This is a genomic window from Cognatundibacterium crateris (assembly GCF_010078235.1).
GTDB classification, from domain to species: domain Bacteria; phylum Pseudomonadota; class Gammaproteobacteria; order Burkholderiales; family Burkholderiaceae_D; genus Undibacterium; species Undibacterium crateris.
In genome coordinates, this window is the sequence record NZ_JAABOS010000001.1 from 232,052 (window position 1) to 253,081 (window position 21,030).

19 protein-coding genes and 1 pseudogene are annotated in these 21,030 nt (G+C 53.7%); 11 read left to right on the forward strand and 9 right to left on the reverse strand.

What is annotated here, in order from left to right; all coding sequences use genetic code 11:
* Positions 1–94 precede the first annotated feature (94 nt).
* Both EYB48_RS00990 and EYB48_RS00995 read right to left on the reverse strand, forming a co-directional pair.
* Positions 95–613, reverse strand: a complete 519-nt coding sequence (locus EYB48_RS00990) for a M23 family metallopeptidase (RefSeq protein ID WP_162018417.1) — start codon at positions 611–613, stop codon at positions 95–97.
* Between the two features lie 58 nt (positions 614–671).
* Positions 672–1,226, reverse strand: coding sequence for an RDD family protein (locus EYB48_RS00995; protein WP_162018418.1), 555 nt, complete (start codon positions 1,224–1,226; stop codon positions 672–674).
* Positions 1,227–1,321: 95 nt separating this feature from the next.
* On the opposite strand from EYB48_RS00995, the pseudogene EYB48_RS19400 reads away from it, so the two are divergent.
* Positions 1,322–2,191 (forward strand): annotated as a pseudogene (locus EYB48_RS19400) (HD domain-containing phosphohydrolase).
* A gap of 61 nt (positions 2,192–2,252) precedes the next feature.
* On the opposite strand, the gene hslO reads toward EYB48_RS19400, so the two are convergent.
* Positions 2,253–3,182 (reverse strand): Hsp33 family molecular chaperone HslO, encoded by a 930-nt coding sequence (gene hslO / locus EYB48_RS01005; protein ID WP_162018419.1) that lies wholly within the window; start codon positions 3,180–3,182, stop codon positions 2,253–2,255.
* An 87-nt stretch (positions 3,183–3,269) separates the two neighbouring features.
* Positions 3,270–3,794: a gamma carbonic anhydrase family protein gene (locus tag EYB48_RS01010; protein ID WP_162018420.1), complete on the reverse strand. Its 525-nt coding sequence runs from the start codon at positions 3,792–3,794 to the stop codon at positions 3,270–3,272.
* Between the two features lie 185 nt (positions 3,795–3,979).
* On the opposite strand from EYB48_RS01010, the gene EYB48_RS01015 reads away from it, so the two are divergent.
* Positions 3,980–4,810, forward strand: coding sequence for a ferritin-like domain-containing protein (locus tag EYB48_RS01015; RefSeq protein ID WP_162018421.1), 831 nt, complete (start codon positions 3,980–3,982; stop codon positions 4,808–4,810).
* 103 nt (positions 4,811–4,913) lie between these two features.
* On the opposite strand, the gene EYB48_RS01020 is transcribed toward EYB48_RS01015, so the two are convergent.
* Positions 4,914–5,534, reverse strand: a complete 621-nt coding sequence (locus EYB48_RS01020) for a head GIN domain-containing protein (RefSeq protein ID WP_162018422.1) — start codon at positions 5,532–5,534, stop codon at positions 4,914–4,916.
* Between the two features lie 204 nt (positions 5,535–5,738).
* Positions 5,739–6,266, reverse strand: a complete 528-nt coding sequence (locus tag EYB48_RS01025; protein WP_162018423.1) for a GNAT family N-acetyltransferase — start codon at positions 6,264–6,266, stop codon at positions 5,739–5,741.
* A 137-nt stretch (positions 6,267–6,403) separates the two neighbouring features.
* On the opposite strand from EYB48_RS01025, the gene EYB48_RS01030 reads away from it, so the two are divergent.
* Positions 6,404–7,036, forward strand: coding sequence for a flagella assembly protein FlgT middle domain-containing protein (locus tag EYB48_RS01030; protein WP_162018424.1), 633 nt, complete (start codon positions 6,404–6,406; stop codon positions 7,034–7,036).
* 16 nt (positions 7,037–7,052) lie between these two features.
* Here EYB48_RS01030 and EYB48_RS01035 read toward each other — a convergent pair whose 3' ends face one another.
* Entirely contained in the window at positions 7,053–8,738 is a 1,686-nt protein-coding gene (locus EYB48_RS01035; protein ID WP_162018425.1) for an acyl-CoA synthetase, read from the reverse strand.
* Positions 8,739–8,896: 158 nt separating this feature from the next.
* On the opposite strand from EYB48_RS01035, the gene EYB48_RS01040 reads away from it, so the two are divergent.
* The 3 genes from EYB48_RS01040 to EYB48_RS01050 all read left to right on the forward strand — a co-directional run bounded on the left by EYB48_RS01040 (position 8,897) and on the right by EYB48_RS01050 (position 12,836).
* A complete protein-coding gene (locus EYB48_RS01040; protein ID WP_235934825.1) occupies positions 8,897–9,820 on the forward strand; it encodes an alpha/beta fold hydrolase in 924 nt (307 codons plus the stop codon).
* Between the two features lie 290 nt (positions 9,821–10,110).
* Positions 10,111–10,998: a phosphatidate cytidylyltransferase gene (locus EYB48_RS01045; protein ID WP_162018426.1), complete on the forward strand. Its 888-nt coding sequence runs from the start codon at positions 10,111–10,113 to the stop codon at positions 10,996–10,998.
* Between the two features lie 50 nt (positions 10,999–11,048).
* Positions 11,049–12,836 carry a bifunctional alpha/beta hydrolase/class I SAM-dependent methyltransferase gene (locus EYB48_RS01050; RefSeq protein ID WP_162018427.1) on the forward strand — a complete coding sequence of 596 codons (1,788 nt, stop codon included), beginning with the start codon at positions 11,049–11,051 and terminating at the stop codon, positions 12,834–12,836.
* On the opposite strand, the gene EYB48_RS01055 is transcribed toward EYB48_RS01050, so the two are convergent.
* Together EYB48_RS01055 and EYB48_RS01060 are read right to left on the reverse strand one after the other, a co-directional pair.
* Positions 12,790–13,425, reverse strand: coding sequence for a CDP-alcohol phosphatidyltransferase family protein (locus tag EYB48_RS01055; protein WP_162018428.1), 636 nt, complete (start codon positions 13,423–13,425; stop codon positions 12,790–12,792). The two genes, EYB48_RS01050 and EYB48_RS01055, sit on opposite strands and share 47 nt — an antisense overlap.
* Positions 13,422–14,657, reverse strand: a complete 1,236-nt coding sequence (locus EYB48_RS01060) for a phosphatase PAP2 family protein (protein WP_162018429.1) — start codon at positions 14,655–14,657, stop codon at positions 13,422–13,424. Before EYB48_RS01060 ends, EYB48_RS01055 begins: the two co-directional genes overlap by 4 nt.
* An 8-nt stretch (positions 14,658–14,665) precedes the next feature.
* Between EYB48_RS01060 and EYB48_RS01065 the strand changes: the two genes are divergently transcribed.
* The 5 genes from EYB48_RS01065 (at position 14,666) to EYB48_RS01085 (ending at position 21,025) form a co-directional block, all read left to right on the forward strand.
* Positions 14,666–15,784 (forward strand): patatin-like phospholipase family protein, encoded by a 1,119-nt coding sequence (locus EYB48_RS01065; RefSeq protein ID WP_162018430.1) that lies wholly within the window; start codon positions 14,666–14,668, stop codon positions 15,782–15,784.
* Between the two features lie 11 nt (positions 15,785–15,795).
* On the forward strand, positions 15,796–16,545 hold the full coding sequence (locus EYB48_RS01070; RefSeq protein ID WP_162018431.1) for an SDR family NAD(P)-dependent oxidoreductase: 750 nt from the start codon (positions 15,796–15,798) through the stop codon (positions 16,543–16,545).
* Positions 16,546–16,724: 179 nt separating this feature from the next.
* Positions 16,725–17,969: a cystathionine gamma-synthase family protein gene (locus EYB48_RS01075; RefSeq protein WP_162018432.1), complete on the forward strand. Its 1,245-nt coding sequence runs from the start codon at positions 16,725–16,727 to the stop codon at positions 17,967–17,969.
* A gap of 69 nt (positions 17,970–18,038) precedes the next feature.
* On the forward strand, positions 18,039–20,537 hold the full coding sequence (locus EYB48_RS01080; protein WP_162018433.1) for an ABC transporter permease: 2,499 nt from the start codon (positions 18,039–18,041) through the stop codon (positions 20,535–20,537).
* 44 nt (positions 20,538–20,581) lie between these two features.
* Positions 20,582–21,025 (forward strand): group II truncated hemoglobin, encoded by a 444-nt coding sequence (locus EYB48_RS01085; RefSeq protein WP_162018434.1) that lies wholly within the window; start codon positions 20,582–20,584, stop codon positions 21,023–21,025.
* The last annotated feature ends 5 nt before the right edge of the window (positions 21,026–21,030 follow it).

Consider the following 21,030-nt stretch of genomic DNA (forward strand, 5'->3'; position numbering starts at 1 on the left):
CTGTTGCATGCAGGCTGGCTTTCTGACACTGCGTTGAGTGTGGAAGTGCGGCCTGCATGGCTCACCTATTTGAAGTGCCATTTGGCATAAGTCTTTAGCTTCCGCCAGCAAGCACCTCATCGGGATTCAGGTAGTAGATTTGTCTCCAGCCTTGCGTAGCCTGACTATAGCGCCAGGGCAGGGGAATCAAAGACAGAATCGCATAGTGCAGATGCGGTGCTTTGCCAGCAGCGTTACCACTGGTACCCACAGATCCTATGCGCTCGCCAGATGCCACGAACCAAGGCGCAGCTGTCGGTTCGGCCAGGTGTGCGTAATAGTGTATGCGCCATTTCGGACCCAGTATGGCGATCACGTTTCCACCAATGCCTAATTGTCCTTGATAGATGACGAGGCCTGAACTTGCAGAGATTACAGGCTGACCCTGCTTCGCAAAAATATCGATCCCCTTGTGTACACCCGACTGGCCCCAGGGTTCAAACCAAAAGGAAGAACGATTCCAGTCTTTTTTAGAGGCTGCCTGAACCGGAATGACAGTTTTGTCCGGAATAAGGTAGCCCGTGACGACGATGGCGAGTAAGAAAAGCAGGATCTGAATGGAACGATGGTGCATGCGCTTGCTGGCAGATGGGTAAGGGGGCACGGCCTCGTGTCCCCGGACTTGAGTGCAGTTAGTTGCTGACTGCAGTGTTGTTGACCTCAGTGTTGATAACCACAGTTCCAGCTAAAAAATCATGTACCGCCCTGCGTTTTTTATTAAAAAGCATGGTGAAGAATTCTCCCCAGACCCAGATGTTCATGAGGATGATGTTGATGCCATACCAGGAAGGAGCCAATTCTTCCAATTTTTCAGCTTGCTGCATGTAAGTTAATGACAAATACTCTGCATCACTGAGCTGCAAACAAGCATAAACTACGGCAATCGAAGATAGCGTCGAAAATATAAACAAAACAGAATGTCGTACTATCGCTGCTTTGGCCGTGACGGGGGAGCCATCGACCATTGCGATTCTGGTTTTCAAGAGTAATTTACCTGGCGTTCCACCATATTTGTATACCAAATACACAGAAAACCAAACGCCTATAATTAGCTCAGGTAAAAACCAATACAGGTAAAACAAGCGAAAGTGCGAACCAAAATAATAGTTAATTCCAATCAATGGAAGTAAGCACACTAAATCAACCAGATAAGCGCCAAGTCTGCGCCAGAAACCTGCATATTCCAAAATCTTTCCTTTGTTGTTGAATTTTGAAGCGAGCAATCTAACATGTTCGTATCATAAAGGCAATTTTATGCATGCCTACATGCGCGGACGTGATGATGCCGGATATAGACGGCTATGAAGTGTGCCGTATGCTGAAAGAAAATCCAGTCACAAAAAATATTCCCGCCAGTTTTATCACTGCGATGAATGAAATCCAGAACGAGCAAAAGGGATTGGCGCTTGGCGCGGTGGACTACATTACAAAGCCGATTAGCGCACCTATCGTTTTAGCACGTATCCGTACCCATCTCGCGCTGTATCAGCAAAATATAGAACTGGAACGTAAAGTGCAGGAGCGCACGCTGGAGCTGCAGAAAACCAATCTGGCAGTGATACAAAGACTGGCACGTGCGGGTGAGTTTAAGGACAATGAAACCGATCGTCATGTCATTCGTATGACATATTACTCGCGTCTGATCGCCAGCAAAATTACGCAGGATGAAAGTTGGATAGAGTTGGTATTCCATTCCTCAGCCATGCATGACATAGGAAAAATAGGTGTGCCGGATAAAATCCTGCTGAAAAACGGCAAACTGGATACCGAGGAATGGAGTGTAATGATTTCCCATCCTATGATGGGGGCGTAGATTATCGGTGAACATGCCTCAGATTTGTTAACCATGGCCAGAGAAATTGCGCAATCTCACCATGAAAAATGGGATGGCAGCGGCTATCCCTTCAAACTCAAGGGCGAGCAGATTCCTCTGGCTGGTCGCATTGTCGTGGTGGCTGATGTGTTTGATGCGCTGACTTCAGAGCGACCTTATAAAAAAGCCTGGCCGATAGAAGAGGCTTATGCGCATTTGCTGGATCAGTCCGGCAAGCATTTTGATCCTAGGCTGGTGGAAGTCTTTATTGCGTCAAAACCTGAGGTGGAAGAGATCATGCATAAATATGCAGAAGTCCGGCTCAGTGACGGCGATTAAAAAACTGCGCACTTATTCTTAAATCAGCGCCCCGTCGCCGGAACGCCGATATCACTGAACATCAGTGTTTGATCTCTGCCGGCGCTACTGTACCTTCGGCCAGGGTATTCGTGACGAATAACTGTGCACAGTCGACCGGGTCAAAACCATAATGCTGGCCACAGAAGTCGCAGTTGATGTCGATGCGTCCTGCTTCAGCAATAGCGCTTTCGATTTCGGCAGCACCCAGCATTTTCAGCATATCGCCGACTTTTTCACGGGTGCAGCTGCAATGGAATTCAGGATGCAGCGGTTCGAATACGCGCAGGGTCTGCTCCCAGAACAGACGGTGCATCAGGGTTTCAGCGCTGTGCTCCAGCATTTCATCTTTTTTGAGGGTGTCACCCAGCATCACAGCATGGTTCCAGGCTTCTGCTTCGTCTTCGACTTTGGATTCGCTGCCGCCAATTTTCGGCAGTTTTTGCAATAGCATGCCGCGTGTTACTTTGTCGTTGGCCGCCAGCCAGAGCTTGGTATCGAGCTGCTCGGAACGCAGCATATAGTTTTCGATGACGGTGGCAATATCATCACCATCAAGCGGCACGATGCCTTGATAAGCCTGCTGGCCCGGCATTTTATCGTTAGGATCAAGCGTGATCACAAAGCGGCCCTGACCATGCGCATGCACCAGGTCTTTCAGGCTTTCATTGTCTTCGATGACGGCATCATCGGCCAGCTTGGCCGTCGCACGCAGACGCAGATTGGCATCACATTCGACCACCATCAGTTTGACCGGGCCATCGCCATGTATTTGCATGATCATGGTGCCGTTAAATTTCAGATTAGCAGAGAGCAGGGCGGCGGCGGCCATCAGTTCGCCAAGTAAAGTTTGCACCGCCTTAGGATAGCTGCGGTGTGACTGCATTTGCTGCCAGGATTGCTCCAGTTCGACCAGTTCGCCGCGTACGCCGGCATGTTCAAACATAAATTTTTGCAGTGTATCTGTTTTCATAAGTTCAAATTCAAGCTGAGTGTTAAGCTGCACAACACTGTCCCAGCCAGCTGCCTTCAGCTGCGTGAGCCATGTCGCGGCAGTTGATTAATCTATGCGTTTAAGCTCAGTTTTATAGAGCTGGCCACGTTGCGCATAATTGGCAGTGTTTCTGTGCATGCCCGCAATGTCCTGTTCCGTCAGCTGGCGCACCGCCTTGGCGGGCGAGCCTATGATCAGTGAGTTGTCAGGAAATTCCTTGCCCTCTGTGACCAGTGCACCGGCACCGACCAGACAATTTTTACCTATTTTTGCACCGTTCAGTACGACTGCCTGGATACCGATCAGCGAACCCTCGCCTATGGTGCAACCATGCAGCATGGCCTGATGACCGATAGTGACATTGCTGGCGACTGTCAGCGGATAGCCGGGATCGGTATGCAGGATGCAGCCCTCCTGCACGTTGCTGTTTTCGCCGATGTGGATGAGTTCATTATCGCCGCGCAGGGTGACATCAAACCAGATGCTGGCTTTGGCATCGATTTTGACTTTACCTATGATTTTCGCGGTATCCGTGATGTAGGCGGAAGCATCGATATCGGGCGTTTGATCGCCTAATTGGTAGATGGGCATGGTTTTTCCGTAAAATAGCGGGACATGAACAGAATCAGCGTAAAGGACATCGCGATTTAAGCGCGCCGTGTGCGCGACTTATGTACGAAGCATGCACGAAGCATACGCTGTCTTTTTACACTGATATGATGCAAACCCCGTATTTTAGCGCCCCGCGCATGATATTGCCGGACTCTTTCAAAAACATGAATCTATCTCCCAGCCAAGCTCCTGAGTTAAGAGCAACCGCCTTACAAGTATTGTTGCAGACTGATCCACAAGAAAAATGTCGCCTTGCCTTGTCTATCCCCGATGATGTGAGGCTGGATAAAACGATCCAGATCCATGAGCCGGATGGCATCCCTGGCCGGCCGGTGCGTCCAGAACTGGTACCGCCTGGTCAGGTTGGACGACGCGCCATGCATACGGTGGAGGGCAGGGCGGTACTGATCCACGCACTGGCCCATATAGAAATGAACGCGATTAACCTGGCGGCCGACATCCTGTGGCGCTTCGCCGGTTTGCCGGAACAGTTTTACCGTGACTGGCTACGCGTGATGAGGGAAGAAGCCTATCACTTCCAGTTACTTAGTGATCATTTGCAGCAGCAGGGTTACGAATATGGCGGCTTTACGGCGCATAACAGTTTGTGGGAAATGGCGGCCAAGACCAGACAGGATCTGATTGCGCGGCTGGCGCTGGTGCCACGTACGCTGGAGGCGCGCGGGCTGGATGTCACACCGGGCGTGGCAGTCAAGCTGGCGCAGGCCGGTGACGCACGGGGCGCAGAGATACTGATGATTATTTATCGTGATGAAATCGGCCATGTCGCGATTGGCAATCACTGGTATCTGCACTTTTGTACCGAACAGGGACTGGACCCGGTCGCTTTATATCCGCAACTGGCGCTGCAATATAAAGCGCCACGTTTGCGCGGCCCCTTTAATCTGGAAGCGCGGCGTACTGCTGGCTTTAGTGATGAGGAATTGCAGCTGATGCTGCAAGCGGATCAGCCTCAGACTCAGCCAAGAGTTTAATTTAGGCTGAAGAGAGCGATAAAAAAGCCCTGAAGGCTGCTCGCACAGCTATTCAGGGCAAAACCTCTCTTGTTTAAAGGCAGGAGAAAAACTGGTGTCCGGCTTAGTCGCCAGCCTTGATGCTGCCGATACCATCAACCGATTTGCTCAAATTGCGCGGATGTCCGTAATAGGTCAGGGAACCTATGCCTTGCACCGAGGCGCTGAGTTTTTCTTTGGCATGCACCGAAACCGAGCCTATGCCTTCCACGCTGACATCGGCGCGTTCAGTCAACAAATCCTTGGTTTCTACCATGCCCACACCTTGGGCTTTCAGTCGCAAATTTTTTACCTTGCCCGCAGCAGTCAGCATGCCCGCGCCTTCATAAGAAATTTCTACGTCGTCGCTGTTAATGTTACTGATCCTGGCGACACCTGCGCCTTCCATTCTGAAACGGCTCAGGCTGGGAACGGTGACGATGACCTGTGCGTCATCCTTGATTTTGATGGAATTTTTATCTTTGTAGGAAATAATCAGTTCATTTCCCGCGACCTCAGTGAGGACTTTGGCATTGAACTTGTCATCGCCCTTGAGTGTGATTGACTGCGCTTTACCGACTTCTACGCTGAGGTTAAACGCGCAACGGCATTTGATTGCGGTAAAAGCCGGTACTTCTCTTGTGCTGTTTTCTGCATGTGCCATGCCTGCAATGAGTAAGCTTCCCAGTATCCAGAATTTGCGCATCGTGATCTCCTTGAGTTCTTGTTTATAGGTGAGGAAGGAATTGGCTTCCTGCGTCTTGTTTCTACTTGTGACTGCTCGATGGCTGCAGTATCCGGTGAGTTCATGTCCTAAGCTAAGGCTTTGCGACAGGCTGCAAAATCGGAGGGGTGAGATGCGATAAATCCGCTTCTGTCTCGTTGGATCAGTGCTGGGCTGACTGTTTGCTTATCGTGTGATGGGCAGATCAGAGGCAAGGCGCTCAAAGTGCAGCATATCCATCCAAACATCATGTCTGAGTACGGCGGAGCGTGCGTGCCCATATTGTTGGAAACCGCATTTTTTCATTACTGCAAGTGAGGCCTGATTATCGATAATCACGACCGCTTCCAGCCGGTGTAAGCGCAGCTCGTGAAAAGCCTGTTCACAAACCAGATTGACTGCCTGACTGGCATAGCCATGTCCGCCATGTCTGGCGCTGAAGCGATAACCGACAGACGCTTTGTGATAATGGTCGCGTTCTATGCCGCGTAAGGTAACACGTCCTATGATTTCTTCTCCCAGCCAGGCCAGGTAGTGGTACTCACGGTCGGCGTTGGCCAGCCATAGTGCTTGCTCCAGACTGCTGCGTACTTGCCCGGGATGGTAAAAGTCATCACCCCGGCTCGCTATCCATTGCTCAAAGTGCTCACGATTCTCTAGTTCGAAGTTGAGTAAAGCCTGTGCATCAGATGTTTTGACCAGAGTAAGTTTCATGGCAATAAAGAATGAAAATTTAGCTGTTATTCAGAAAATTGTAACTCAATTGTAAAACATGCATCAGATATTGCTGCCGCTCATGAATCCGGAATAGATGTCGTTAATATATGAAACTACCGATATCAGGAGGCAGCATGTCACAGTCGAGCTTTAAAGTGGCGAATTTTTTTGTCCTTATTTGCAGCGTATTTTGCCTCACCCAGGCGCTTGCTGAAACTCAGATACAAGCCATGTTTCCCGCACGTGGGGCGGATCGTAGTGTTTTATTGACCGGTTTTGCCGTCAATAAACCTGCACAACTGTCCGATGTGGATGATATCGCCCAGGGTTTCCCGCGTGAAGTGGCACGTGTGCTGGAACAGAGTCAGCAGTTTAGTGTACGTACTATCCCTGAGCTGTTGTCGCTGGACTGGCAGTTAAATCCACCGACACCAGTGTTTCTGGCGCAAGTCGCCAAAAATTTTGATGTGCGCTATGTGATTTCCGGCGACATTCGTAATGCGGGCATACGCAATACACCGGTATTGTTTGGCCTGTGGACTAAAAAGACACGTGCGATTGAAGTCGATCTCAATGTCTTCGATGCCAAAGTCGGTGTGCTGGTCGCCAAATACCGGCTGACTGGAACCGCTGAAGGAGATGTGATCGTTGGGCGTCAGCATGTATTTGCCGGTGAAGGTTTTGCTGCAACTGGCTATGGCAAGGCGATACTGGAGCTGGCACAAAAAGCTGCGCTATCGGTCACCACTCAGCTTGCCCCGCGCTAGGCCTCTGGCACTTATCCTAGCCGCTGGCCTTAGCCCTTTCGATTTCCTGCAGACGTAATACCCGGCGCTGTACCTTGCCGGTAGTCGTCATCGGCAAGGCATCCAGGAATTCAATTTCTTTCGGATATTCATAGGGCGCCAGCAATTTTTTGACGAAAGCCTGCAGCTCGCTGGTCAGCGCAGTGCTGGCGCGGTGACCTGGCGTAACCACGATGTAAGCCTTGACCAGATTGCCGCGCGCTTTGTCCGGTTTCGGGACTACAGCCGCATTTGCGACAGCCGGATGCTTGAGCAGACAGTTTTCAATTTCAGCCGGACCGATGCGGTAGCCTGCCGATTTAAACATATCATCGGTACGTCCCTGATACCATAAGTATCCATCCGCATCCATCACAGCCAGATCTCCGGTGCGGCACCATTCACCAGTGTATTTTTGGCGGGTGGCCGCTTCGTTTTTCCAATAACCGAGAAAAAATACCGGATCAGGTTCGCCCTGAATGTCACGCCGGTGCACCGCAATTTCACCCGGCGTACCAACTGGCACTGGCTGGCCATCCTCGTCGATCAGTGCCACCTTGTGCCCGGGATAGGGACGGCCCATGCTGCCGGGGCGGGCAGGCCAGCGCTGATGGGAATTGCCGACGATGTAATTCATCTCAGTCTGCCCATACATTTCATTTGGCGTGATGTGCAGTGCCTGCTGGCACCAATGGAATACCGTTTCTCCCAGCGGCTCGCCAGCACACATCAGTGCACGCAAACGCAGCCGGAACTGAGTGCGTGGCTGAGGGTAGGTCTTCATCATTTGTTTGAGTGCAGTCGGGAATAAAAAGGTATTCGTGACGCGGTATTTTTCCAGCAACTCAAAGGCCTTTTCCGCAGAAAAGCGGCCTTGCCAGGCGACGATGGTTTTGCCGAAATACAGGGTCGGTAACAAGGCATCCATCAGGCCGCCAGTCCAGGCCCAGTCTGCCGGTGACCAGAATACATCACGCTTTTGAGGAAACCAGTTTTGCGAAGCGACGAAACCAGGAAGATTGCCGATCAGCGCGGAATGCGGCAGCAATGCGCCTTTGGGATCGCCGGTCGTACCGCTGGTGTAAATCAGGATGGCGGGATCGCTGGCACAGGTATCAGTCAGTTCGAATTCCTGCGGCATTTCCGGCACATAATGGGGCCAACCCAGTGCAGGCAAGTCTTCATCCAGGTCTTCGTGATCAACGCAGATGCAGGTTTTTAATTCCTTGCAGCGCGCGGCGATGACTGCAAATTGATCCCAGACGGAGCGGTCGATGATAATGGCTCTGGCCTGACTGTGCTGCAGCCGGTATTCGAGCGCATCCGGGCCGAACAACTGCGACAGCGGCATTGCGATCGCTCCCATTTGCAGGATGGCAATCAGTGTGATGGCAGCTTCCGGTCGCTGAGGTAATACATAGGCCACCACATCGCCACGCTGTATGCCTTGCAGACTAAGCAGGTTGGAGAGCTGATTGGCCTGAGTCTGCAATGCAGAATAAGTCAGGCTTGTACTGATGCCGGCTTCATTTTCATGCCGGATCGCGATCTGATCCGGGTCTGCTGCCCAGCGCCGGGCACAAACGTCTGCGATATTAAAGCGCTCTGGAACATACCAGTTGAATTCCTGGTGCAACTGCGCATAGTCATCACAATCCGGGTGTTTCTTTACTGCTTTCTGCATACGACTTCAGTCTCCGTTATAATTATCGAACGATCGTTCTATTATTTTAAGCCTGCTCTCCCTGATTGCACCGGGCTGCCTGGTGTCGGTCTGGTGCGCTGTTCAGACATGCTACTGTAAATTGATCAGGCCTAAGCGGTCTGAACTGCTATTCCTTGATGAAAAAAATTAATCCTATGAGTTTGCCTGACCAAATACCACATCGCGCTTCCCGTACCGAAATGATACAACTGCGTGGCATTGCTTATCATGTTCGTCACTGGGGCAATGAAGACGCGCCGAAAATTTTTATGATGCATGGCTGGATGGATGTGTCTGCCTCGTTCCAGTTCGTGGTCGATCAGTTGCAGGCTGACTGGCATGTGATAGCACCTGACTGGCGTGGTTTTGGTCTGACCGAGGCACCGGGTACCGATACTTATTGGTTTCCTGATTATCTGGGCGATCTGGATGCCATGCTGGCGCATTATTCACCCGATGAGCCCGTGAATTTGCTGGGGCATAGTATGGGCGGTAATGTGGCAGGTCTGTATGCTGGCGCACGGCCGGAGCGGGTCAGACGCCTGATCGATCTGGAGGGCTTTGGCCTGCCAGGCACTGCACCCGGGCAGGCGCCAGGACGCTACCGCAAATGGCTGGAAGAATTGCGTACCCCGCCTGTGCTGAAAACTTATGCCAGCCTGGCTGAAGTGGCGCTAAGACTACAAAAAACCAATCCACGTCTGAGTGATGAAAAAGCCGCGTTCCTGTCGCAACACTGGGCCAGGGAAAATGCGCAGGGACGCTGGGAAATTCTCGGTGATCCTGCGCATAAACAGACTAGTCCGCTGCTGTTCCGGGTCGAGGAAATGATGGCGTGCTGGGCCAATATCAGCGCGCCGGTGTTATGGATGGAAGCAGAAGATACCGATATCTGGAGCTGGATGGGTCCTAAGGAACAGGCGCGACCGGAGATAGACCGGCGTCTGACTTATTTCCGTCAGCTCGAAAAACATATGATCGCTGATGCGGGCCATATGCTGCACCATGATCAGCCTGCTTTGCTGGCGCAGATTATTGAAGAGTTTTTGCTGAGGGACTGAGGTTCTGAGTAGCTGAGTTACCGCGCATCAGAGAAATGTTGAGACTGTGCAGCTGAAGTGGGCTAAGCGAAAGCCTTGTTGTGGCTACAGCAGCCAGTCCCGCAGCTCCTGGCGCGGTCTTGATCTTACTCACCCTTGCAATTTTTTACAAAATATCCGGCCCCTGCTCAGTACGGAATTTGTCTTGTCGAGATTATAATCAGAGACGTCCATTGAACATCGTCAGCAAAATCCACTTTGCTGACGATCTGGATAGCCTGTCCACGGCTTGGACCCCATCTCTGATTTTCATGCATTTAATTTCACTGTCTTCCCTTGCTATCGCAACGCTGGGTATCTACAGCTTTTTGCTGCTCGCCACCCTGGCGACGGCGATCACAACGCGTGGCCGGCCTGATTCGGGCTTGCGGCCAAGGGTATATGCCTGGTGGGTCATCGCGCCGGTGATCACCGCCTCACTATTGGCCTATCCGCTCGGTGTGCTGGCCTTTGCGCTGTTGATCGCTGGACTGGCATTGAAGGATATTTGTCGTCTGAGTGCGAAACCTGCACAAACTTTGGGCTACGCGGCTTTGATCGCGATGACGATTGCGCTGATCGTCATGCGCCAGCCTGCGCGGGCCGCCCTTGTGCTTGGCTGCGTGTATTGGCTGGCTTATCTGTTTTTTTTACTGAGCAAGCACAGGCAAGCCTGCTTACTGATCGCCTGGTGCTGGACTGGTTGCGGTTTGGGCTTTTTGTATTTGCTGACAGCCGATGCCGTGATTGGGACTGAATCGCGACTGCCTTGGCTGTTTTTTCTGATCGTGTGCACCTGCCTGAATGATGTCGCGCAATACCTCACAGGTACACAGTTTGGCAAACACAAGGTAGTGGCCAGCATCAGCCCGAATAAAACTGTGCAAGGCCTGATCGGCGGTATGCTTTTCTCTGCAATGTTTTGTATGTTGCTGGGCTCTTACCTGCAATTGGCCAGCCTGCCATGGCTGTGCGCAATCGGTATCTGGCTTGCGATTGCGGGCTTTTGCGGTGACTTGCTGTTTTCTGCCGTCAAACGTCGTTTAGGGATTAAGGATTTTTCAAACCTGATTCCCGGCCATGGCGGCATACTGGACCGGGCTGACAGCCTGATGCTGACTGCACCTGCTTTGTATGTGGCGCTTCGCATTTTGCAATGATGTGCGCAAAGATGCGTGCTGCTGATTTTCTTTTTAAAGAATGGAACAAGATGACTACTAACCTGCCTGTCACCCGGCTTGCTGAAGAAAGCGGTTTCGTTTCGCATGACGGCACCCGGCTGTTCTTTCGCCACTGGCCTGCGCTGAGCGCCACACCGGATAATGCGAAGAAGGCGCTGGTCTTTCTGCACCGTGGACATGAGCATTCTGGCCGTGTGCAGCAACTGGTCGAAGAATTCACGCCCACTGACACCGCCGCCTTTGCATGGGATGCACGTGGACATGGTCATTCGCCCGGCGAGCGTGGTGATGCGCCGGATTTCATGTGTCTGGTCAGGGATTTTGAAGCCTTCATGCAGCATTTATCTGCGCATTATGGTTACGGTGCTGAGCAAATTGTAGTGATCGCCAATAGTGTCGGTGCCGTGATCGCAGCCACCTGGGTGCATGACTATGCGCCACCACTGCGCGGCCTGGCGATGGCAGCTGCCGCATTTGATATCAATCTGTATGTACCGCTGGCGAAGCCTGCACTCAGGCTGGCGACGTGTTTTCAGCCTGACTTATTTGTGACCAGTTATATCCGCCCCGGCATGCTGACCCATTCGGCGCAGCAAGCCAGTTCCTACGCCTCGGATAAGCTGGTCACGAAAAATATCTCTGCCCGTGTCTTGTTGGATCTGGCCGATACCGCGCAAAGGATAGTAGCGGATGCGGCGGCGTTGGATGTGCCAGTGCTGATGCTGGTTGCGGGCAAGGATTATGTGGTCAAAGAAAAGCCGCAGCACTTATTTTTTGAACGTATCAGCTCGGTGCACAAAAAATATGTACGTATTCCGGATGCCTTTCATGCGCTGTTATACGAGCAGGATACTCAGCTTGCGTATCAGGAAGTGCGTGAGTTTGTGCAGCAATGCTTTGCGCTGCCGCTGCCAGATGCACGGCGTTATCTGACGCTGGACCGCAATGGTCAGTCAGCGCGTGCTTATCAGGCCTTGAGCAATGGTCAGAGCATAAGCACACTGCAAAAACTGAATTTCGCCATTCAAAAGCGCATGCTCAATAGTCTGGGACGCCTGAGTGATGGCATGCGCATCGGTTTGGAAACCGGCTTTGATTCCGGCAGCTCGCTTGATTATGTGTATAAAAATCAGGCGGCAGGACGCTGGGGCATAGGTAAAGTTCTGGACCGTGGCTATCTGGATGCGGTGGGCTGGCGCGGTATCCGTGAGCGCCGCGTCCATTTACAGCAAATCTTATCGGAGGCAATACAGGCTGTGCCCGCTGGCCAGACTGTGCGCATCCTGGATCTGGCGACAGGTGGCGGACGCTATTTGCTGGAGACGGTAAAACGTTTTGGCGAGCGCAAGTTTGCGCTTTGTCTGCGCGATTATGCAGAGGCGAATCTGCAGGCCGCACAAGGCTTGGCGGCTGAACTGGGGCTGACGGATAGTGTCTGTTTCGAACAATGCGATGCGTTTGATGACGCCAGTTATCGCGGTGATGCGCAATACGATATTGTGATCGTGTCCGGCCTGTTTGAGCTGTTCGCTGATAATACCCTGATACTCAATGCGGTCAAGGGCATCGCGCGCGTGCTGGCAGAGCAGGGCTGTGTGATTTACACCGGGCAGCCCTGGCATCCGCAGTTAGCAATGATCGCTGGTACGCTCAATAATCATCAAGGGCAGCCTTGGGTGATGCGGCCGCGTTCGCAGGCTGAGCTGGATGCGTTGTTGGCCGAAACCGGCTGCCGTAAAGTCCGCTCCCTGATTGGGCTGCAGGGCATATTCAGCGTGAGTCTGGCGCGCCGCCTTGTGTCTGGTCCTGCTGCTTAAGTGCAGCGCTCAACCGGTTCCAGACAGTACATACAGACAGCAGGATGGCCAGACTTAGGATTGCGCTGATCCAGCTGGCTGGTGCTGCGCATACGCCAGCCAGACTCAGTAATCCAAACAGCACGGCGCGGTCGCTTTTACCCATCGGTCCCTGAAAGCCACGCGCAGTACCTACGCTGAGACCCAGCACACCGGCAAATTCGCTGAGCATGGCCAGCATCAGCACAGCGATGATCCAGGCCGGGTGCACAGGCAACAGGAGGATCAGCGGCAGATACAGCGCGAGGTCTGAAATCACATCGCAGATTTCATTGAGCAGCGCGCCGAGCCGGGTTTTCATGCCACTCGCATTGGCATACATGCCGTCGATTGCATTCAGCGCCATCCTGAATAGCATGGCAAACGGATAGAGCCACCATAAAACCTCGTTATCGGCGAACATCGCCAGCGCCCCGCCGTATAGCAGGCACAGCGTCATACTGAACAACGTAATTTGATTCGGCGTGATGCCGCTGCCTTGCAGCGTGCTTAACAGCGGGCTCAGCAAGCGTTGAAATTGGGGTTTTAACTGGTAGACAGAGATTTTCATAAATGAGATGTCAGGTAGCGCGCAATGTGGCGGCAGCGATGAAAACCCATCGCACAATGTAAATACACCGGTGTGCCAGCTTTCAGCAAGGGCAGGGTCAGCGCGGCTAATTCCTGCATTTGCTGCGGGTTCGGTGGCAGGATGTCGAGCAAGGGATAATGCAGATAGCGCTTCGTCGCTGCAACCAGCGGGCCGCATAGCGCCGGATGTTCCGGCAACTCTGCACTCAGATCGATGATGACGCCAGCCGGATGCAGCTGGCTGATTTCTGCACTACGTAATCTGGGGCCTATTGCCAGCAATGGCGTGATCTGTTGGATGCGGATGGAGGGCTGTAGCAAATAGCGTTGCAGCAGCCAGCTCAGCCGGTAGCCCGCCAGATAAGGCGCATACAGCAGCCTGACCCAGACAGGATGCTGTCCCTGATGTTTATGCAGGAAGTGACGGTCACCGCGCGCATAGGCACGCGCCACCAGCAGCAGGCAGGGCAGGGTCGCTGCAGCCAGCAGCAATAGCCACAGGTTTTGACAGTACAAGGCTAACGCAGCCAGCCAGGCGGCTGCAATACGGTAATAGGCCGCAACTGGCGGCGCATCATGTGGCTTGCATCGCCAGATACACAAGCAGCCCAGCGCAGCGCCAGCAATCACATCTGCCAGATGATGCTGATGCGTGAATAGCGTCGAGGCGATCAGCAAGCCAATTCCAGCATTGAGCAACAGCCATGCAGCCACGGTGCGCATGGCGGTACGCAGATGGAACCAGAAAATAAGGGCATACGCCACATGTAAAGACGGTAGCTGGTTATAGCGCTGATCCATCAGATACAGGGATTGAAACGCATAGCCCAGCCAGCCCTCAGGCAGTACGGCAGCATGCTGCTGTCTGAGTGGCATCAGCAGAAAGCACATTCCCGCCAGATGTGTGGCGGTGAAAATTTGTAAGCTATACTGCCGGCATTGCTGCTGTGTGCCGCAATGATAAAAAATGAAAACAAACAGCACAAGCGAGCTGCTGTAAGGAATAATCATCCACGGTATCAGCGGTATGCTGGCATCGGCGGTCAGCATCAGATGCTGGCTGACCTGATGCGCCGCAGCCAGCCAGTTGGTCGTCAGATAAATCAGCGTAAAACACAGTGCATTGAACACCAGCAGCCTGCTCGCCAGAGTCAGGGCGGAGCGCTCAGGCGTTTGTAGACTGGCATTAGAAATTTCAGTGAATTCAGACAAAGCAGGCTATGCAGCAAAAAATAAAAAAAGACAGCGCAAGGGCTGAGCATCTTAGCATGAGCACGGTGGCGCAAGCCACTGCGGCCAAGCCTTACCAGCGTTGTCTGGTGATGGCGGGTGGCGGTTTTCGCTTTGGCTATTATCTGGGCATGATGGCGGCATTGGAGCAGCATCAGCGTGCGCCTGATGTGCTGGTGGCCAGTTGTGGTGCGGCGATCGCGGCGGCGGTGATACGGAACCTGCCGGACAATACATCCAGATTCGAATTCCTGAGCTCACCACAAATGTATGCATACTGGTGCGGCCTGGGTTCGAATCCGCAAAAAAAGCTGAGTACCACTTTAAAGGACCTGGGCCAACGCGCCTTGTGGTCACGCTTTATGCAGACTGCGCCCGATCTGTATCAGGATTATCTGTTTGAAGTCCCGCCGTTACTGCCTTTGCCTGAGCCACAGTCCTACGCTGGTGCACCTGATTTAGCGATTATTGCGGGCCGCATGCTGTATCCGTCTGCGGCAGCAGGCAGCCGCATAGGCGGGCCCTGGTTTGAAGAAACCGTGTTTGCAGAAGGTGTGCTGGCGGCGGCCTTAGACGGGATGGTGTCGCCTCTGGCACCCGTGCATTTTCCGGGGTCGCGTATCGCGCCGCAAATTAATGTGCAAAGTGGTGTCGCGTTAGCGGATGCAGTACGCGCCTCAATTTCAGATATGTATTACTTCCGTTGCCATGAAGTGGCAGGGCAGGCGTATATAGGCGGTGTGGTGGATTTATTTCCGCTGGAAATGGCCAGCCGCCTCGCTACGCAGGTGGTGATGGAGCGTAAAGCGCCTTATGACCGGTTGCTGGGTTTGCCTGCGGTGCGCGCAGTGCTTGGGTTTGATGGCAATCAGCGTATCCGCCAGGTGAATCAACAGTTTGCCGATTACTGGGTCGATACCGCCGATATGACCAGTGCTTTGACAAAACACCAGATAGGCAAACGCATTAACTGGCGCGCCAACCGCATTGAACTGGTGATGCCTGCCACCTACCCACAATTCCGGAAAATGCTGCAATTGCAGTGGGATTACGGCTATCAGCGCGCTTGTCTGGCACTGGGTGTCGAGGCCAGCCTGAATGCCGCATGAGGGCTGATCAGATGAATCAACACAGTCAACAAATACTGATTATTGGCGGGACTTCAGGCCTGGGCTGGGCGCTGGCACAAGCTTATTTGCAGGCCGGACATCAGGTCACGGTAGCAGGCAGGAATCCTGAACGGCTGAGCCCTCAGGCATTGCAGCAGTATCCGGGCTTGCAGTATTTGCAGCTGGATATCGCTGATGCGGTGGCAGTACGTGCCGCGATCAGCGGATTCGCCGCAACCGGGCTGGATCTGCTGATTGTCAGTGCCGGCAGCTACGTTAATTCACGGCGACAGGCGCTCAGCCTGGAACAGACTGAACACATGCTGGCCACCAATGTCAGTGGCCTGGTACATGCATTTCAGGCGGCGTCTGGGCTGATGATGCGTCAGGGACGCGGGCAACTGGTGGCAATCGCGTCGATTGCTGGGCTGATGCAAGACTATCCGGGTGCTTCGGTGTATGCCGCGACCAAGCGCAGTGTGATACAGCTGGCCGATACTTACCGTCGTGCCTGTGCACCGTTCGGGGTGCAGGTGACCACCATCATCCCCGGTTATATCGATACCCAGAAATTGCGCGATCTGAATCAGGGCGATGCCAGTCATAAGCCTTTTCTGAGCTCAGAGCAGCAAGCTGCCAGCCGCATATTGCAAGCGATCGCCAGCAAACAGGCGACTCTGGTCTTTCCAAGACGCCTGGCCTGGCTGGTGCGGCTGCTGAATTGCCTGCCAGCCTTTGTTTTGCGCTTTCGGCCTGATTAAAGTCAGCGCACAGGCGGAATACGGTCAAAAGTCGTGCGCCATCCTGGGCCGGAATAGTAAGGGGCTGGGCAATGCGGTACACTGCACGTCTGGAACACCGCTTTTATGCCGTTTGCTGCACACGCTGTGTAGTCAGACGGCTCAAATCAACGCCGACCGCAACCGAAACAGAGTCAAGAATGAGCAATCTAGCCAATTACGGATTTACCACCACCATCCTGCATAACGACAGACAAAAAAGCATAGAGCACGGCTCAGTGCATAAGCCCGTGCATAACGCCGTCATGTATGGCTACAGCGATGCGCGAGAGCTGGCTGCTGTATTTCAGGGTAAGCAATCCGGTTATCGCTATGGCCGTCAGGGTAATCCTACGGTCGCCGCCTTAGAAGAAAAAATCAGCAAGATGGAAGATGCGGTGTCCAGCATTTGCTTCGCGACTGGCATGGCAGCAATCGGCGCGGTGTTCCAGGCCTTATTGCGTCAGGGCGACCATGTGGTGTCTTCGGTTTTCCTGTTCGGGAATACCAACAGCGTGTGGCAAACCACGGCCCAGCAAGGCATACAGGTATCGATGGTGGATGCGACTGATGTCGCGCAGGTTGAAGCCGCCTTGCGTCCGGAAACCCGCATGGTGTTTGTCGAAACCATCGCCAATCCGCGTACTCAGATTGCTGATTTGCGCCGCATCGGTGAATTATGCCGTGCGCGTGGCATTCTGTTCGTGGTCGATAACACCATGACCTCACCGTATTTATTCCGTCCCAAAGCGGTGGGTGCCGGGCTGGTGATTAACTCGCTCACCAAGTCTATCGCCGGACATGGCAATGTACTGGGTGGTGCGATCAGTGATACCGGTCTGTTTGACTGGGCCAGCTATCCGAATATTGCCGATAATTTCCGCCAGCAGGCGTCCACCATGCAGGGCATGTCGCAAATTCGCGCCAAGGCCTTGCGTGATTTTGGCGCCAGCTTGTCCCCTGATGCGGCGCATCAGATCGCCGTCGGTGCAGAAACCCTGGCCTTACGCATGGAGCGTGAATCGGCGAATGCACTGGCGCTGGCGACCTTACTGCACCAGGATGAGCGGGTCGCGGTGGTGCACTATCCCGGTCTGCCCAGCCATCCCCAGCACGCGCTGGCTACTGAATTGTTCCGTGCTTATGGCGCCTTACTCAGTTTCGAACTCAAGCCAGAAATCGACTGCTTCGATTTCCTGCAGCATTTGAAACTGGCGATCCATGCGACCCATTTAGGCGATACCCGGACCTTGATTATTGCGGTAGCACACACCATTTTCTTTGAAATGGGCCCGGCTCGCCGTGCAGAAATGGGCATCGCTGATTCACTGATCCGTGTTTCGGTCGGTATCGAGGATCGCGACGATTTGCTGGCGGACTTCAGTCAGGCGCTTAACGCATTCTGAGCTGCTGTAGCCAGCATTGAGCCCGGCACCAGGCATGGATAGCATAAACAGCATAGATAGGACATAGGTATGTGGTTGATCTCCTGGCGTATGACTTTACGAGACTGGCGCGCGGGCGAATTGCGCTTCTTGCTGGTGGCATTGATGATCGCAGTTGGCGCGCTGAGTGCAGTCGGTTTCTTCACCGATCGCATGCGCAATGGACTGGCCAGAGATGCGCATCAGTTGCTGGGCGCGGATTTACTGGTCAGCGCTGATCAGCCTGTTCCCGCCAGCTGGAAGGCGGAAGCCAGTCAACAAGGCTTGCAGCTGGCTGAAACCGTGGTGTTTCCAAGTATGGCGATCAGCGGCCAGGGCGATCAGCTCGCGACGCGTCTGGTGTCGCTCAAGGCGGTCAGCGCTGGCTATCCCTTGCGTGGGCAGATGAAGCTGCTTCAGGGTGAGCGCGAAGTCGCGACCAGCACCATCCCGACCGGCGGGACAGTTTGGATAGACCCTGCCGTGCAGACCGCGCTGCGTGTGCAGCCAGGATCCTTGCTGCGACTGGGTGAAAAGGAATTCAAGGTAGCAAATCTGATCGGCGATGAACCTGACCGTGGCGCCGGTTTCATGAATTTCGCACCGCGTGTGATGATCGCCTTGCCTGATCTGGCGGCCACCGGTCTGATTCAGGATGGCTCACGCGTAACCTATCGTCTGCTGCTGGCGGGGGACAAATCGGCCATCCAGGCTTTTCAGCAAACCCTGAAAAACCGTATTGAACAGCAGGCACTCAAAGGCATACGGCTGGAATCGCTGGATAGCGGACGCCCGGAAATGCGCGCGACTCTGGACCGTGCCGAACAGTTTTTGTCGCTGGTCAGTCTCTTGTCCGCCATGCTGGCGGCGGTGGCGATTGCGATGGCCGCACGCCGCTTTATGTTGCGTCATTTGGATGCCTGCGCCATGCTGCGTTGCCTGGGACTGACCCAGACTCAGGTGACCTGGCTGTATTTGATTGAGTTTTTGTTAGTCGGTATCGCCGGTAGTCTGGCCGGTATTTTGCTCGGCTTCCTGAGTCATTATGTATTACTGGAGTGGCTGGGTGCACTGGTCGCGAAAAATCTGCCAGCAGCAAGTCTGCTGCCCGCCGTGCAGGGCGTTGCGACCGGGCTGGTGTTGTTGCTGGGCTTTGCTTTGCCGCCGGTACTGCAATTGCGGAATATTCCGCATAACCGCGTGATACGGCGTGATCAGGATGCGCCGCAGCCTGTGACCTGGTTCAGTTATCTGTGTGGTCTGCTCATGTTTGTCGGCTTATTGCTGTGGCAGACCGGCGATATCAAGCTGGGCTTGCTGACCAGCGCCGGTTATGCGATTGGTCTGGCGCTGTTTGCGCTGATTGCCTGGGGCAGCGTGAGTGCATTAAAGCCTGCACGCAATCTGTTTAGCTCAGCTTCCTGGCGCTTTGCCGTGAGTGCCTTGCAGCGCCGCCCGGGCGCCAGCGTAATCCAGGTGGTGGCATTGGCACTGGGCCTGATGGCCTTGTTATTGCTGACCGTGATACGCTCCGATCTGGTCTCCGCCTGGAAAAAATCCACACCGGCTGACGCACCGAATCAATTCGTAATCAATATCCAGCCCGATCAGCGCGAGTCTGTCGCCGCCTTGCTGCAGCCTTACTCGGCACCGCGTTTTTATCCCATGATACGCGGCCGCTTGGTCGCGATTAACCAGCAGGCAGTCACCGCTGAAACTTTTGAACAGGATCAGGCCAAACGCCTGGTGGACAGAGAGTTCAATTTGTCGACCATGGATGATCTGCCGGAACTCAATAAGATCACGGCGGGTCAGTGGTTTGATGCATCTAAAGCGAATGTCGCTGAAGCGTCGGTTGAAGAAGGCATAGCCAAAACTCTGCGCCTGAAACTCGGCGATCAGCTGAGCTTTGATGTGGCAGGTCAGCAAACGACTGTGACCGTGACCAGCCTGCGCAAGCTGGACTGGGGTTCGATGCGGGTCAACTTTTTTGTCATCATCAATCCATCCGCCATGCAGGATATGCCGCAGACCTGGATTACTGCTTTCCATTTGCCACCATCCGATCAGGGCCTGATACAGAAGATGACGGCGCAATTCCCGAATCTGACCATCGTCGATGTGGGCGCCATGATACGGCAATTGCAGGCTGTGCTTGATCAGGTGGTGACAGCCGTGGAATTCCTGTTTGCCTTCACCTTATTGGCGGGCGTGCTGGTTTTGTATGCCGCCTTAGCCGGTACGCAGGATGTACGTATGCGCGAAGCCGCATTACTGCGTGCTTTGGGGGCGACGCGTCAGCAATTGTCACGTGCGCAGTGGATAGAGTTTTTACTCATCGGTAGTCTGGCTGGTGTGTTGGCGGCGGCAGGTGCAACGGCGATAGGCTGGACGCTGGCAACCTATAGTTTTCAGTTTGAGTGGCAATTCTCGCCCTGGGTCTGGCTGGCCGGTGCAGCCTTAGGTGCGGGCTGTGCTGTGACCGGCGGCTGGCTGGGCTTACGCCATGTACTCAGGCAGGCACCCATCATCAGCTTGCGTGAATCCTGAACTGTATCGCAAAGAATCAACCTTTAAAAAGTCAAAAAAGAAGTATGGCAACAGAACAAAATAGTCATCAACAAGATGATAGGCAAGATGATGCGCAAGAAGAACAGACCATCAGCCTGTATCAACGCATAGGCGGTGCTGAGCCGCTGCGGCAAATGGTCGACCGCTTTTATGACCTGATGGAGCTGGAGCCGGAATTTGCAGGCATACGCGCCATGCATCCGACTCCGACCGATAGTTCGCGCGACAAATTATTCTGGTTCTTATCGGGCTGGATGGGCGGCCCGGATTTGTATATCAGTCAGTTTGGTCATCCGCGTCTGCGTGCGCGCCATTTGCCATTCGCTATCGGCGTCAGTGAACGTGATCAGTGGCTGCGTTGTATGGCCTGGGCGATGCAGGATGTAGGCATCGCTGAAGAGCTGCAACTGCACTTGATGAATTCCTTCTTTCAGACCGCCGACTGGATGCGGAATACACCCGGATAAGGCCT

What these genes read in the sequence shown, in the direction of transcription:
- EYB48_RS00990 (WP_162018417.1), bottom strand. Translation starts at nt 613, where the DNA reads ATGCACCATCGTTCCATTCAGATCCTGCTTTTCTTACTCGCCATCGTC.
- hslO (WP_162018419.1), bottom strand. Translation starts at nt 3,182, where the DNA reads ATGAAAACAGATACACTGCAAAAATTTATGTTTGAACATGCCGGCGTA.
- EYB48_RS01010 (WP_162018420.1), bottom strand. Translation starts at nt 3,794, where the DNA reads ATGCCCATCTACCAATTAGGCGATCAAACGCCCGATATCGATGCTTCC.
- EYB48_RS01015 (WP_162018421.1), top strand. Translation starts at nt 3,980, where the DNA reads ATGAATCTATCTCCCAGCCAAGCTCCTGAGTTAAGAGCAACCGCCTTA.
- EYB48_RS01020 (WP_162018422.1), bottom strand. Translation starts at nt 5,534, where the DNA reads ATGCGCAAATTCTGGATACTGGGAAGCTTACTCATTGCAGGCATGGCA.
- EYB48_RS01025 (WP_162018423.1), bottom strand. Translation starts at nt 6,266, where the DNA reads ATGAAACTTACTCTGGTCAAAACATCTGATGCACAGGCTTTACTCAAC.
- EYB48_RS01030 (WP_162018424.1), top strand. Translation starts at nt 6,404, where the DNA reads ATGTCACAGTCGAGCTTTAAAGTGGCGAATTTTTTTGTCCTTATTTGC.
- EYB48_RS01035 (WP_162018425.1), bottom strand. Translation starts at nt 8,738, where the DNA reads ATGCAGAAAGCAGTAAAGAAACACCCGGATTGTGATGACTATGCGCAG.
- EYB48_RS01040 (WP_235934825.1), top strand. Translation starts at nt 8,897, where the DNA reads ATGAAAAAAATTAATCCTATGAGTTTGCCTGACCAAATACCACATCGC.
- EYB48_RS01045 (WP_162018426.1), top strand. Translation starts at nt 10,111, where the DNA reads ATGCATTTAATTTCACTGTCTTCCCTTGCTATCGCAACGCTGGGTATC.
- EYB48_RS01050 (WP_162018427.1), top strand. Translation starts at nt 11,049, where the DNA reads ATGACTACTAACCTGCCTGTCACCCGGCTTGCTGAAGAAAGCGGTTTC.
- EYB48_RS01055 (WP_162018428.1), bottom strand. Translation starts at nt 13,425, where the DNA reads ATGAAAATCTCTGTCTACCAGTTAAAACCCCAATTTCAACGCTTGCTG.
- EYB48_RS01065 (WP_162018430.1), top strand. Translation starts at nt 14,666, where the DNA reads ATGCAGCAAAAAATAAAAAAAGACAGCGCAAGGGCTGAGCATCTTAGC.
- EYB48_RS01070 (WP_162018431.1), top strand. Translation starts at nt 15,796, where the DNA reads ATGAATCAACACAGTCAACAAATACTGATTATTGGCGGGACTTCAGGC.
- EYB48_RS01075 (WP_162018432.1), top strand. Translation starts at nt 16,725, where the DNA reads ATGAGCAATCTAGCCAATTACGGATTTACCACCACCATCCTGCATAAC.
- EYB48_RS01080 (WP_162018433.1), top strand. Translation starts at nt 18,039, where the DNA reads ATGTGGTTGATCTCCTGGCGTATGACTTTACGAGACTGGCGCGCGGGC.
- EYB48_RS01085 (WP_162018434.1), top strand. Translation starts at nt 20,582, where the DNA reads ATGGCAACAGAACAAAATAGTCATCAACAAGATGATAGGCAAGATGAT.